Here is a 12,894-nt window from a genome sequence, read left to right as displayed (position 1 = left end):
ATGAACCGGCAACAGCAGATCGACTCGTTCCTGCTGCAGGCGCATCGCCTCGCAGTCGCGCGGCTGCGTGCCGATCCGTCGCGGATCGCGGAACTGGCGCACACGCTGTCGCAGTGGCGCGTGCGCGCAGGTGCGACGCGCTCGGATCCGTACTGGGACGAGTGGCAGACCCTGCTCGATGCCGGCATCGACGCCATCGAGAGCGGCGCCTGCGGCGTCGACGACCATGCGGCCGCGCTGCGCAACGTATCGCCGGTGGGCGTTCTGATCAGCGCGACCGAACGCAGCCAGCTGTTGCAGGCCGCCCGCAGGAGCGGCGATGCAGCGCAGTGAAGTCGAGCACGTCCTGCGTGCGGCTGCCGCCATCGCCCAGGAGCAGTCCTTCGTCGTGGTGGGCAGTCAGGCGCTTCTTTTCCTGTTGCCGAATGCGCCCGACGCCTTGCTCGTTTCACGCGAACTCGATCTCTATCCTGCGCTGAGCCCGGAGAAATCGGACCTCATCGATGGTGCCATCGGCGCGTTGTCCAGTTTCGACACCACCTTCCGCTATCCCGCCGACGGTGTCGGGCCGGAGACCGCCGTCATGCCGCCCGACTGGATGCAGCGTGCGACCTTGCACTACGTCGGCGAGCTGACGGTCATCTGCGCCGATCTCCACGATCTCGCATTGTCCAAATGCGTCGCTGCCAGAGAAAAGGACGCGACCTTCGTGCGCGAACTGATCCGGCATTCGCTTGTCAGTGCGGCCTTGCTCAAGGCTCGGGCCGACATGCTGGACGCGGCGCAGCACCTGGTGGCCAAGATCCTTGCGTGGATCGATCGGCGCGCCCTCGAAGCCCGGACGGACACCCCATGAAACTCGTCATCCTCGACCGCAACGGCAGCATCAACGTGCACCGCGACGACTTCGTCAAGAGCGAGGTCGAGTGGACGCCGCTGCCGAACGCACTGGAAGCCATCGCCCGGCTCAACCATGCGGGTTGGCATGTGGTGATCGCCTCGAACCAGTCGGGCCTGGGCCGCGGCCTGTTCGACGTGGCCTCGCTCAACGCCATGCACGCCAAGATGCACAAGATGCTGGCCGCGGTGGGCGGGCGCGTGGACGCGGTCTTCTACTGCCCGCACAGCCCCGACGAGGACTGCGGCTGCCGCAAGCCGCAGCCCGGCCTGTTCCGCCAGATCGGGGAGCGCTACGGCATCGACCTCGCGGGCGTGCCGACCGCCGGCGACAGCCTGCGCGACCTGCAGGCCGGTGCCGCTGCGGGCTGCGAGCCGCACCTGCTGCTCACCGGCATGGGCGCGGCCTGCCGCAACGTCGACCCGCTGCCGCCCGAGTACCCGCCCGACACGCGCGTCCACGAGGACCTGGGCGCTTTCGTTGAATTCCTGCTCGCGCGCGAAGCGCAGCAGGCCACATTGCAGGTGGCTGTCTGATGGCCTTGATTCGTTCGGTGGTCCACATGCTGTGGATGCTGGTCACGGTGATCCCCTGGGGCATCATCATGTGCGTCGCGTCGCTGTGGCGCCGCGGCGAGCCGCTCTACTGGATGGCCGAGCGCTGGCTCGGCTGGGCCATCGGCGGCGCGCGCCTGATCCTGGGCATCCGCACCCGCGTGAGCGGCATGGAGAACCTGCCGCAGGAAAAGCGCGCGGGCGCGGTGCTGCTGGTCAAGCACCAGTCCACGCTCGAGACCTTCCTCATGCCCACGCTGATGCCGCATCCGCTGGCCTACGTGTTCAAGAAGGAACTGATCTACGTGCCCTTCTTCGGCTGGGCCATGGCGCGGCTGGACATGATCCACATCGACCGCAGCCAGAAGGCCAAGGCTTTCAACAAGGTCGTGGCCCAGGGCAAGGACCTGCTCGCGCAGGGCATCTGGATCATCATGTTCCCCGAGGGCACGCGCATCCCGCGCGGCCAGAAGGGCACCTACAAGAGCGGGGGCACGCGGCTCGCGGTCGAGACCGGCGCGCCCGTGATCCCGATCGCCGTGACCTCGGCCAAGGTCTGGCCGCGCAAGGCCTTCATCAAGCGCCCGGGCGTGGTCGACGTGTCGATCGGCCCCGCGATCCCCAGCGTGGGCCGCAAACCCGACGAGCTGATGCGCGAGGTCGAGGCCTGGATCGAAGCCGAGATGCGCAGGCTCGACCCCGAGGCCTACGCATGATGGCTCACCCCCAGTCTTCGCGCACTTCGTGTCGCTACGCCAACCCCCTTCCAGGGGGCAACACCAGCGGCCCGGCAAAGCCGGTTCCGCGGTGTTTCTGGATGAGATAAATGTCGGGACTGCTGCAGTTCACGATGGACCTGTTCGAGGGGTTGGGCAGCGAGTTCGCGCGGCCCGAGCCGCCTCCGAAGAAGCGGGTGCGCAAGGCCGCGCCGCCCGCGCCACCGGTCGTGACGCCGCCACCCGAAGAAGTCCTCGACGCCGGCCCTTCGCTGCCCGCGATCCCGCTGCGCGACACGCTGGCGCTCGCCCGCTTCATGCATCCGCAGGCCACGCGCGAAGCGGTGCTGGGCTCGGCCCGCGTGGGCTACGCGTTCCAGCGCGGCAAGCGCAAGACCATCGGCTTCGTGGTCGGCGCCGAAGGGCTGTCGGTGCGCGCGCCACGCTGGGTCGCGCTGCGCGACGTCGATGCCGCGGTGCAGGAAAAAGCCGACTGGATCCTGCGCAAGCTGGTCGAAACGCAGCAGCGCCATGCGCGCGTCGAGGCCACGCGCATCGAATGGCAGGACGGCGCGGTCTTTCCCTTCCTGGGGGAGACGGTCGCGATCCGGCTCGATCCCAAGCATGCCTTCATCGGCGTCGGCGGCGCGCTCGACGAGGCGGCCGAGGGCACCGGCGTGCCGCGCGCGCTGCGGCTGGCCGTGGCGCAGAACGCCGAGCCTTCGCAGATCCGCGACGCCGCGCAGGCCTGGCTCATGCGGCAGGCGCGCAAGCTCTTCATCGAGCGGTTGGACCATTTCGCGCCGCGGCTGGGCGTGCGCTGGCAGAAGCTCACGCTGTCGAATGCGGCCACGCGCTGGGGCAGCGCCAGCATCGACGGCTCGATCCGCCTCAACTGGCGGCTGATCCATTTCGGCCTGCCGGTGATCGACTATGTGGTGGCGCACGAGCTGGCCCACCTGCGCGTGATGGACCATTCGCACCGCTTCTGGGAAACGGTCGAGAGCGTGGTGCCGGACTATGGCGCGCTGCGCCAGCAGTTGAAAGACCAGCCCATACCGAAGTGGAACTGACGGGCGCGCGGCGCCGTCATTCCTTCACCGAGCCGGTCATCCCCGAGACGTAGTACTCGACGAAGAAGGAGTAGATGAAGGCCACGGGCAGCGAGCCCAGCAGCGCGCCCGCCATCAGCGGGCCCCACTGGTAGACGTCGCCCTGCACCAGCTCGGTCACCACGCCCACGGGCAGGGTCTTCATCTCGGAAGAGGAGATGAAGGTCAACGCATAGATGAACTCGTTCCACGACAGCGTGAAGGCGAAGATGCCCGCCGAGATCAGGCCCGGCACGGCCAGCGGCAGCACGATCTTGACCAGGATCTGCCAGCGGTTGGCGCCGTCGATCAGCGCGCATTCCTCGAGCTCGGCCGGGATCGAGCGGAAGTAGCCCATCAGCAGCCAGGTGCAGAAGGGGATCAGGAAGGTCGGGTAGGTCAGGATCAGCGCCCAGCGCGAGTCGAACAGCCCGAGGTTGAACACCACGTTGGCCAGCGGGATGAACAGGATCGAGGGCGGCACCATGTAGGCCAGGAAGATCGACAGGCCCACCTGCTTGGAGCCCTTGAAGCGCAGCCGCTCGATCGCATAGGCCGCGAACACCGACACCGCCAGCGAGACGAAGGTCGACACCACCGACACCAGCACCGTGTTCCAGAGCCACTGCGGGTACGAGGTCTCGAACAGCAGCTTGTAGAAGTGCGACAGCGTGGGCTGGATCACCCAGAAGGGATTGCCCTCGCGCGACAGCAGCTCCGCATCGGGCTTCACCGAGGTGATGGCCATCCAGTAGAAGGGGAACAGCAGCACCACCAGGAAGGCGAACAGCGGCAGGTAGACCAGCACCGCCTTGCGGCGGGTCGAGTCCAGGAAGCTCATGCCGACGGTGTCGGACTGGGCGGTGTTGCTGCTCATTTGTCGGTGCCCCCTTGTTGCCATGCGCGCCGTTGCAGGCCGAAGAAACTGAACATCACGCAGGCCAGCAGGAAGGGCACCATCGCGATCGCGATGGCCGCGCCTTCGCCCAGGGCGCCGCCCGAGATCGCGCGCTGGAAGGACAGCGTGGCCATCAGGTGCGTCGCGTTGAGCGGGCCGCCGCGGGTGATCACGTAGATCAGCTGGAAGTCGGTGAAGGTGAACAGCACCGAGAAGGTCATGACCACCGCGATGATGGGCGTGAGCAGCGGCATCGTCACATGGCGGAACTGCTGCCAGGGCGTCGCGCCGTCGATGGCCGAGGCCTCGTAGTACGAGGGCGAGATGGTCTGCAACCCGGCCAAGAGCGTGATCGCCACGAAGGGCACGCCGCGCCACACGTTGGCGATGATCACCGCGATGCGCGCGTTCCACTCCGAGCCGAGGAAGTCGATGTAGGTGTCGATCAGTCCCATCTTCACCAGCGCCCAGCTGATGATCGAGAACTGCGAGTCGTAGATCCACCAGAAGGCGATCGCCGACAGCGCGGTCGGCACGATGTAGGGCAGCAGGATCACCGCGCGGAAGAAGGTCTTGAAGCGGATGTTCTTGTTCAGCAGGATCGCCAGCCACAGGCCCAGCAGGAACTTGAACACGCTCGCCACGAAGGTGTAGAACAGCGTGTTGAACAGCGCCAGCCGCGTGACCGCGTCGCCCCACAGGTACTCGTAGTTCTCCAGCCCGATCCACTGGCCCGGCCGCCCGACCTTGGCATCGGTGAAGCCCAGGTAGGTGCCCAGCCCGAGCGGATAGGTGAGGAAGACCAGCAACAGCAAGGCGGCCGGCAACATGAACATGAAGCCGAGCGCATTGCGACTGTTCTGCATTCTCTGGATCAGCGTCATGAGACCCTCAATGGACAGAGCCGCGTGAGCCGGCTCTTTTCAAGAAATGCGCGGAACCGGCGTTGCCGGCCCGCGAGGCCCCAGGCACTGCCGGGGGCGAGGGGAGCTCTTTAGAGCTTGTAGTAGCGCTCGGCGCGTTTTTGCGCGCGCTCGGCGGCTTCCTTCGGCGTCTTCGATCCGCTCGCGGCTTCGGCCACCATGTTCGGGATGATGAAGTCGGCCGCGGCGCCGGCCGAGGCGTAGCCCAGCTTGCCGTCGTAGCCGGCCGGGCGCAGGTTCTTCACCGAGTCGCGGTAGGGCAGGTTCTTGGGGTCCGAGGTCCAGATCGCGCTGTTCTCGTAATAGCGCAGGGGCTGCGCCACGTAGCCGCCGCCGCCCTGCAGCCAGGGGTCGAACTGTTCCTTCTCCATCATGAAGCGCAGGAACTCCTTGGCCGCCTGCGGAAACTTGGTGTACTTCATGATCATCTGGTTGAAGAACAGATGCGATTCGGTGGGCACGCCCACCGGCCCGATCGGGAACACCGCGTGGTTGATGTCGGCCGCCATCTCCTTGAGCTTGGGGTCGGGCGAGTTCTTGGCCGCGTAGTAGACCGAGATGCCGTTGTTGGTGACGCTGATCTGGCCGTCGAGGAAGGCCTTGTTGTTGTTCGGGTCCAGCCACGACAGCGTGCCGGGAATGAAGTTCGCGTAGAGCTCCTTGCCGTACTCCAGCGCCTTGATGGTCTCGGGGCTGTCGATCACCACCTTGTTGGTCTTGTCGACCAGCTTGCCGCCGTGCGACCAGATCAGCCAGTTGCACCAGGTGCTGTCGCCGGTCGCGTTGCCCAGCGCCATGCCGCCCGGCGTGCCCTTTTCCTTCAACGCCTTGTAGAGCTTGAGGAAGTCGTCGGTGTTCTTGGGGAAGGTGTCGAAGCCGGCCGCCTTGACCATGCTTTCGCGGTAGACGATCAGCGAGCCCGAGGCGCCCAGCGGCAGGCCCAGCCAGCGCTTGCCGTCGGGGCGCATGAAGGTCTCGCCCGCCGGGTACCAGCCGCCGTACTTCTTGCCCAGGTACTCGGCCAGGTCGGTCACGTCGAGCAGCTTGTCGGGGTAGAGGTTGGCGTCGTCGTTGGTCGACAGGATGATGTCCGGGCCCGCGCCGGTGTTGGCCGCCACCGCGGCCTTGGGGCGCACGTCTTCCCAGCCCTCGTTGTCCACGCGCACCTCGACACCCGTGGTCTCGGTGAACTTCTTGACGTTGGCCATGTAGGCGTCGATGTCGCCCTGCACGAAGCGGCTCCAGCGCAGCACGCGCAGCTTGGCCCCCTTCTCCGGCTTGAAGCTCAGCGTCTGGGCCTGCGCGAACGGGGCGAACAGCGCCGTGCCCGTGCCGATGGTCGCGGCGGCGGCGACGCCGGCCGAACCCTCGAGAAACTTGCGGCGATTGAAATCACTCATGGATGTCTCCTTCGTTGTAGGTAAGCGAACCGGGGGGCTGGAAAGGGGAGGGGCGTGTTCAGGCCGCGAGGCGCTGGCCGCTCGCGGCATCGAACAGGTGCGCGCGCTCCAGGTCGGGCTGCAGGTGGATGGTGCTGCCGGGGGCGAAGTCGTGGCGCTCGCGGAACACCGCCGACAGCTCGGCGCCCTCGTGGCGGCAGGCCACGAAGGTGTCCATGCCGGTGGGCTCCATCACCACCACGCGCGAGGGGATGCCGCCGCTCGCGGCCAGCGTCAGGTGCTCGGGCCGGGTGCCGTACACCACCGGCTGGCCGTCGGCGCCGCCGGCCTGCAGCGGCGCCTGGAGCAGCGTGCCGTCGTGGAGTTCGACATGGGCCGCGCCGGCGCCGCGGCGCAGCGTGCCGGGCAGGAAGTTCATCGAGGGCGAGCCGATGAAGCCGGCCACGAATTGGTTGGCCGGATGGTCGTAGAGCTCGAGCGGGCTGCCGGTCTGCTCGATGCGGCCGTCGCGCATGACCACGATCTTGTCGCCCATGGTCATCGCCTCGATCTGGTCGTGCGTGACGTAGATCGAGGTGGTCTTCAGGCGCTGGTGCAGCTCCTTGATCTCGCTGCGCATCGCGACGCGCAGCTTGGCGTCGAGGTTGGACAGCGGTTCGTCGAACAAAAAGACCTGCGGGTCGCGCACGATCGCGCGGCCCATGGCCACGCGCTGGCGCTGGCCGCCCGAGAGCTGGCGCGGGTAGCGGTCGAGCAGCGGCACCAGGGCCAGGATCTCGGCCGCGCGCTTAACCTTGGTCTCGATGGTGCCCTTGTCGGCCTTGGCCAGGGCCAGCGAGAAGGCCATGTTGTCGCGCACCGTCATGTGCGGGTACAGCGCGTAGTTCTGGAACACCATCGCGATGTCGCGTTCCTTGGGCGGCAGGTCGTTCACCCGCCGCTCGCCGATGCGGATCTCGCCGCCGTGGATTTCCTCCAGGCCCGCGATCATGCGCAGCAAGGTGGACTTGCCGCAGCCCGAAGGCCCCACCAGCACCGTGAACGAGCCGTCCGGGATATCGATGTCGACGCCATGCAGGATGGCCACATCGCCGAAGCTCTTCCTGACTGCCTGAATCGTGACACTGGCCATGCAAGGAATCCTCAAGATCGCAAAGAAGGGCGCGACACGGAGACCTCCGCATCGCAGCCAGCGCAGTATCGACACTGCCCCCTTGCTCCGGTATCAGGGCAAACCGGTAGGAGAAAACCCCTGTAGATTTGTATGATCACCTGATAACTGTGCTCCATACATCCGCTGCCGTGCAGGCCCTTTCCGCCCCCGAACCCATCCGCCGCGTGGCCGATCGCCTGTCCGATCGCCTGGCGTCGCGCTTGGGCTCGCAGATCGAATCGGGTGCCTTGCGCCCGGGCGAACGGCTGCCGACCGAGCAGCAGTTGGCGACCGAGCACGGCGTGTCGCGCACCGTGGTGCGCGAAGCGGTGCACCAGCTCAAGTCGCGCGCGCTGGTGGTGTCGCGCCAGGGCTCGGGCGTGTTCGTCGCGCAGGCGCCGCTCAACCAGCCGCTGGCCTTCGACCCGGCCGTGCTGGGCTCGGTCCAGGCCGTGGTGCACGTGGTCGAGGTGCGGCGCGTGCTCGAGGGCGAGATCGCCGCGCTGGCGGCCGAGCGCGCCACCCGCAGCCAGATCGCTGCGCTGCGGCGCGCGCTCAAGGCCATCGACACCGCGGTCGCGGCCGGCCAGGACGGCGTGGCCGAGGACCTGGCCTTCCACCGCGTGATCGGCGAGGCCACCGGCAACCCGCAGTTCCGGCTGCTGCTGGGCTTTCTCGAGCAGTACCTGCGCGAAGGCATGCGCATCACACGCGGCAACGAGGCGCGCCGCACCGACTTCATGCAGGCGGTGCAGCTGGAGCACCGCGCGATGGTCGAGGCCATCGCCGCGCGCGACCCGGACCGCGCGCGACGCTGCGCCACCGAACACATTCTTTCCGGCGAACGCCGGCTGGTCGAGGGCGGCGTGATCGCCGGCCGCCGCCAGGCGGCGCCGAAATCACGAACGAGCAAACCCTGAACATGAAGGAGACACCATGAAACTGATGATCACCGGCGGCGGCGGCTTTCTGGGCGCCCGCCTGGCGCGCACCCTGCTCGCACGCGGCACGCTCGCGGGCGAGCGCATCGACCGCATCGTGCTGACCGACATCGCGCCACCCCCGGGCGACCTGCTGGCCGATGCACGCGTCGAGGCCCGCACCGGCCCGTTGCTCACGCAGACCGAGGCGCTCAAGACCGAGGCCTTCGACGGCGTGTTCCACCTGGCCTCGGCGGTGTCGGGCGAGTGCGAAGCCGACTTCGACCTGGGCCTGCGCTCCAACCTCGACAGCACGCGCGCGCTGCTCGATGCGCTGCGCGCCAACTTCAACACCGGCGGCAAGGTCACGCGCTTCGTGTTCTCCAGTTCGGTCGCGGTGTTCGGGCCCGACCCGGCCATCCCCTTCCCCAAGCTGGTGGCCGACGACACGCTGCCCACGCCGCAGACCTCCTACGGCACGCAGAAGCTGATCTGCGAGCACCTGATCGCCGACTACACGCGCAAGGGCTACATCGACGGCCGCGCCGCGCGGCTCATGACCGTGACCGTGCGCCCGGGCAAGCCCAACGGCGCGGCCTCGTCCTTCTTCAGCGGCATCATCCGCGAGCCGCTGGCGGGCGTGGAATCGATCTGCCCGGTGTCGCCCGAGGTCTCGCACCCGATGGCCTCGCCCACCCGCACCGTCGAAGGCCTGATCGCGGTCTACGAAGCCACGCGCGAGGCCTTCGTGGGCCGCACCGCGCTCAACCTGCCGGGCCTCAACGTGCGCGTGGCCGACATGCTCGACGCGCTGGAGGAAGTGGCCGGCCCCAAGGTGCGCGCGCTGGTGCGCTTCGAACGCGACGAGCGGGTGGCGAACATCGTGGCCAACTGGCCCAGCGGCGCGACCGCGGTGCGGGCGGCGGGGCTGGGCCTGCACCCGCACGACAACTTCGCCGACATCATCCGGCTCTACATCGAAGATTGCAAAGCGCTGCCCAATGCAGCCGAAACCCTGAAAGGCATGTCCTGAAAATGAGCAACAAGAACCCCACGGTGAAAGCGGCGTCGAAGAGCGCGGCAGCGACGAAGAAGAAGTCCGCAGTGAAGAAGGCGGCACCGCAGCAGCTGCGTTCGCAGGCCTGGTTCGACAACCCCGCCAACACCGACATGACCGCGCTCTACATCGAGCGCACCATGAACTTCGGCCTGGGCCTGGACGAGCTGCAGTCGGGCCGCCCGATCATCGGCATCGCGCAGACCGGTTCCGACATCGCGCCCTGCAACCGCCACCACCTGGTGCTGGCCGAGCGCACGCGCGAAGGCATCCGCGACGCGGGTGGCATCGCCTTCGAGTTCCCGATCCACCCGATCCAGGAGACCTGCAAGCGGCCCACGGCCTCGCTGGACCGCAACCTGCAGTACCTCTCGCTGGTCGAGATCCTCTACGGCTACCCGATCGACGGCGTGGTGCTCACCACCGGCTGCGACAAGACCACGCCGGCCCAGCTGATGGCGGCCGCCACGGTCGACATCCCGGCCATCGCGCTCAACTCGGGCCCGATGCTCAACGGCTGGTACAAGGGCGAGCGCACCGGCTCGGGCACCATCGTGTGGAAGGCGCGCGAGCTGCTGGCCGCGGGCGAGATCGACGACAAGGGCTTTCTCAAGCTGGTGGCGTCGTCGGCGCCGTCGACCGGCCACTGCAACACCATGGGCACGGCCTCGACCATGAACTCGCTGGCCGAGGCATTGGGCATGACGCTGCCGGGCAGCGCGGCCATTCCCGCGCCCTACCGCGACCGCCAGGAGATGGCCTACATGACGGGCCGGCGCATCGTCGAGATGGTGCGCGAGAACCTCAAGCCCTCGGACATCATGACCCGCGCGGCCTTCGAGAACGCGATCGTCGTGAACTCGGCCATCGGCGGCTCGACCAACGCGCCGATCCACCTGAACGCCATCGCGCGCCACATCGGCGTCGAGCTGCACACGTCCGACTGGGAGAAGCACGGCTACAAGATCCCGCTGCTGGTCAACCTGCAGCCGGCCGGCGAGTACCTGGGCGAGGACTACTACCGCGCGGGCGGCGTGCCGGCCGTGGTGGCCGAACTGATCGGCAAGGACCTGATCCAGCCCGCGCTCACGGTCAACGGCAAGACGCTGGTCGAGAACTGCAAGGGCCGCTTCACCGAGGACCGGAAGGTGATCTTCCCCTATGCCAAGCCGATGAAGAAAAACGCCGGCTTCCTCAACTTCAAGGGCAACCTGTTCGATTCCGCGATCATGAAGACCAGCGTGATCGGCCCCGAGTTCCACCAGCGCTACCTCGAGAACCCGGCCGACCCGATGGCTTTCGAAGGCACGGCCGTGGTGTTCGACGGCCCCGAGGACTACCACGCGCGCATCGACGATCCCAAGATGAAGATCGATGAGCACAGCGTGCTGTTCATGCGCGGCGTGGGCCCGGTGGGTTACCCCGGCGCGGCCGAGGTGGTGAACATGCGCGCGCCCAGCTACCTGCTCAAGAAGGGCATCACCGCGCTGCCCTGCATCGGCGACGGCCGCCAGTCGGGCACCTCGGGCTCGCCCTCGATCCTCAACGCCTCGCCCGAGGCGGCCACGGGCGGCGCGCTGGCGCTGCTCAAGACCGGCGACCGCGTGCGCATCGACCTGAAGAAGCGCACCGCCAACATGCTGGTGTCGGACGAGGAACTGGCCCAGCGCCGCGCCAAGCTCGATGCCGCCGGCGGCTACGCCTTCCCGCCGAGCCAGACGCCGTGGCAGGAGATCCAGCGCGGCGTGGTCGGCGAGCTGTCGGAGGGCATGGTGCTCAAGCCGGCGGTGAAGTACCAGAAGATCCACGCGACCTACGGGATCCCGCGCGACAACCACTAGTCGCGCAGCACGGGCGATCCGTGGTCAGAATGGGGGGTGCGGCCGCGCCGCATCCCGCCTTTCCATGGGGTCGCCATGAAACGTCTTCTCGCGCTCTGTCTTCTGTCGATCGGCCTCGCCGGCACGGCCACTGCGCAGGTCATGCGCTGTGTCGACGCGGCCGGCCGGGTGAGCTACACCGACGCCGCCTGCCCCGCCGAGACGCGGCGCGCCGAGACGGTGCAGGGCATCGAGGCCACCGAGCGCCGCAGCGAACCCGAGGGCGCGCGCCGGCAGGAGCAGCTCGACAGCGTCGAGCGGGCGAGCCGGCTGCAGCGCGAGACGGTCGAGGCGGCCACGCCGCCCGCGGCACCGCCGGGCGGGCCGATCGTGCTCGACCGGCGCGGCGACGAATCGCGCGCCGCCGAGCGCGAACGGGAGCGTGAAAGGGAACGGGCCGCGGCCGAGGCCTGGTACCCACCCGCCGTGGTCCCGTCGCGGCCGCAGCGGCCACAGGACATGCGCCCGCGCATCCGCAACTGCGGCCCCTCGGGCTGCAACGACACCCAGGGCAACCACTACGACAACACCGGCAAGCTCGACCGCTACACGCGGCCCGACGGCCGGACCTGCCGGCCCGTGGGCACGACGGTCGTCTGCAACTAGCGCGTGTACATCACGCCGCCGTCGACCACCAGCGTCGCGCCCATCACGTAGTCGCCCGCGCGCGAAGCCAGGTAGATGGCCGCGCCCGCCATGTCCTCGGGCGTGCCGATGCGGCCGGCCGGGATGCGGGCCTTGACCTCGTCGCCATGATCGCGCGCATCCTTGTTCATGTCCGAGGCGAAGGCGCCGGGGGCGATCGCGCTCACCGCGATGCGCTCGGGCGCCAGGTGCAGCGCCATCCGGCGCGTGAGGTGCACCAGGCCGGCCTTGCTGGCGGCGTACGAATAGGTTTCCTGCGGGTTCACCGACAGCCCGTCGATCGAGGCGATGTGGATCACCTTGGCCAGGTGGTCGGTGGCGGCCTTCTTGAGCATGGGTGTGAGCGCCTGGGTCAGGAAGAAGGGCGCCTTGAGGTTGAGGTCGACCACCTTGTCCCAGCCGCTTTCCGGGAATTCCGCATAGGGCGCGCCCCAGGCCGCGCCGGCGTTGTTGACCAGGATGTCGAGCGAGTCCTCGTGCTTGGCGTAGGCCGCGACCAGCGCATGCGCGCCTTCCACGGTCGACACGTCGCCCGGCAGCGAGATGCAGGTGCCCAGGGCCGACAGCTCCTTGGCGGTCTGGTCGCAGGCCGCGGCCTTGCGGGCCGAGATGTAGACGCGGGCGCCCTGGGCGAGGAAGCCCTCGGCGATCATGCGGCCGATGCCGCGCGAGCCGCCGGTGATGAGCGCGCTGCGGCCTTGCAGGGAAAAGAGTTGGCGGGTGTCCATGCGATGTCTCCTGAAAACGTCGATCACGCCG

General features: G+C 68.1%; 14 protein-coding genes. 9 read left to right on the top strand and 5 right to left on the bottom strand.

Annotated elements, in window-relative coordinates; translation table 11 throughout:
* From A9977_RS24575 to A9977_RS24555, 5 genes are all read left to right on the top strand, one after another.
* Entirely contained in the window at window positions 1–333 is a 333-nt protein-coding gene (locus tag A9977_RS24575; RefSeq protein ID WP_183027464.1) for a hypothetical protein, read from the top strand.
* On the top strand, window positions 320–856 hold the full coding sequence (locus A9977_RS24570; RefSeq protein WP_183027463.1) for a DUF6036 family nucleotidyltransferase: 537 nt from the start codon (window positions 320–322) through the stop codon (window positions 854–856). The genes A9977_RS24575 and A9977_RS24570 overlap by 14 nt, the downstream gene beginning before the upstream one ends.
* Window positions 853–1,434: a D-glycero-beta-D-manno-heptose 1,7-bisphosphate 7-phosphatase gene (gene gmhB / locus A9977_RS24565; protein WP_183027462.1), complete on the top strand. Its 582-nt coding sequence runs from the start codon at window positions 853–855 to the stop codon at window positions 1,432–1,434. Before A9977_RS24570 ends, gmhB begins: the two co-directional genes overlap by 4 nt.
* The gene (locus A9977_RS24560) at window positions 1,434–2,168 is read left to right on the top strand and encodes a 1-acyl-sn-glycerol-3-phosphate acyltransferase (protein WP_183027461.1); all 735 of its coding nucleotides are present in this window, start codon (window positions 1,434–1,436) and stop codon (window positions 2,166–2,168) included. Before gmhB ends, A9977_RS24560 begins: the two co-directional genes overlap by 1 nt.
* A gap of 110 nt (window positions 2,169–2,278) precedes the next feature.
* Entirely contained in the window at window positions 2,279–3,241 is a 963-nt protein-coding gene (locus tag A9977_RS24555; protein ID WP_259652127.1) for a M48 family metallopeptidase, read from the top strand.
* Window positions 3,242–3,257: 16 nt separating this feature from the next.
* Here the strand turns inward: A9977_RS24555 and A9977_RS24550 are convergent, their stop codons facing one another.
* The 4 genes from A9977_RS24550 to A9977_RS24535 form a co-directional block, all read right to left on the bottom strand.
* On the bottom strand, window positions 3,258–4,136 hold the full coding sequence (locus tag A9977_RS24550; protein ID WP_183027460.1) for a carbohydrate ABC transporter permease: 879 nt from the start codon (window positions 4,134–4,136) through the stop codon (window positions 3,258–3,260).
* Window positions 4,133–5,023 carry a carbohydrate ABC transporter permease gene (locus tag A9977_RS24545; protein ID WP_405054703.1) on the bottom strand — a complete coding sequence of 297 codons (891 nt, stop codon included), beginning with the start codon at window positions 5,021–5,023 and terminating at the stop codon, window positions 4,133–4,135. The genes A9977_RS24550 and A9977_RS24545 overlap by 4 nt, the downstream gene beginning before the upstream one ends.
* Before the next feature lie 128 nt (window positions 5,024–5,151).
* Entirely contained in the window at window positions 5,152–6,480 is a 1,329-nt protein-coding gene (locus A9977_RS24540; protein ID WP_183027459.1) for an ABC transporter substrate-binding protein, read from the bottom strand.
* A 58-nt stretch (window positions 6,481–6,538) separates the two neighbouring features.
* Complete coding sequence (locus A9977_RS24535) at window positions 6,539–7,612, bottom strand: ABC transporter ATP-binding protein (protein ID WP_183027458.1); 1,074 nt, start codon at window positions 7,610–7,612, stop codon at window positions 6,539–6,541.
* Window positions 7,613–7,782: 170 nt separating this feature from the next.
* Between A9977_RS24535 and A9977_RS24530 the strand changes: the two genes are divergently transcribed.
* The 4 genes from A9977_RS24530 to A9977_RS24515 all read left to right on the top strand — a co-directional run bounded on the left by A9977_RS24530 (window position 7,783) and on the right by A9977_RS24515 (window position 12,096).
* Entirely contained in the window at window positions 7,783–8,553 is a 771-nt protein-coding gene (locus tag A9977_RS24530) for a FadR/GntR family transcriptional regulator (RefSeq protein ID WP_310936187.1), read from the top strand.
* 16 nt (window positions 8,554–8,569) lie between these two features.
* Window positions 8,570–9,586: a D-erythronate dehydrogenase gene (gene denD, locus A9977_RS24525; protein ID WP_183027457.1), complete on the top strand. Its 1,017-nt coding sequence runs from the start codon at window positions 8,570–8,572 to the stop codon at window positions 9,584–9,586.
* 2 nt (window positions 9,587–9,588) lie between these two features.
* Window positions 9,589–11,451 (top strand): IlvD/Edd family dehydratase, encoded by a 1,863-nt coding sequence (locus tag A9977_RS24520; protein ID WP_259652126.1) that lies wholly within the window; start codon window positions 9,589–9,591, stop codon window positions 11,449–11,451.
* Window positions 11,452–11,526: 75 nt separating this feature from the next.
* On the top strand, window positions 11,527–12,096 hold the full coding sequence (locus A9977_RS24515; protein ID WP_183027456.1) for a DUF4124 domain-containing protein: 570 nt from the start codon (window positions 11,527–11,529) through the stop codon (window positions 12,094–12,096).
* On the opposite strand, the gene A9977_RS24510 is transcribed toward A9977_RS24515, so the two are convergent.
* On the bottom strand, window positions 12,093–12,863 hold the full coding sequence (locus A9977_RS24510; protein ID WP_183027455.1) for an SDR family oxidoreductase: 771 nt from the start codon (window positions 12,861–12,863) through the stop codon (window positions 12,093–12,095). The two genes, A9977_RS24515 and A9977_RS24510, sit on opposite strands and share 4 nt — an antisense overlap.
* Window positions 12,864–12,894 lie beyond the last annotated feature (31 nt).

Origin of the sequence: Variovorax sp. UMC13, from assembly GCF_014170375.1 — a bacterium.
In the GTDB taxonomy this organism is placed as follows: domain Bacteria; phylum Pseudomonadota; class Gammaproteobacteria; order Burkholderiales; family Burkholderiaceae_C; genus Variovorax.
The sequence above is the reverse complement of the archived record's forward strand: the minus strand, read 5'-3'. Positions and strand labels throughout refer to the sequence as shown.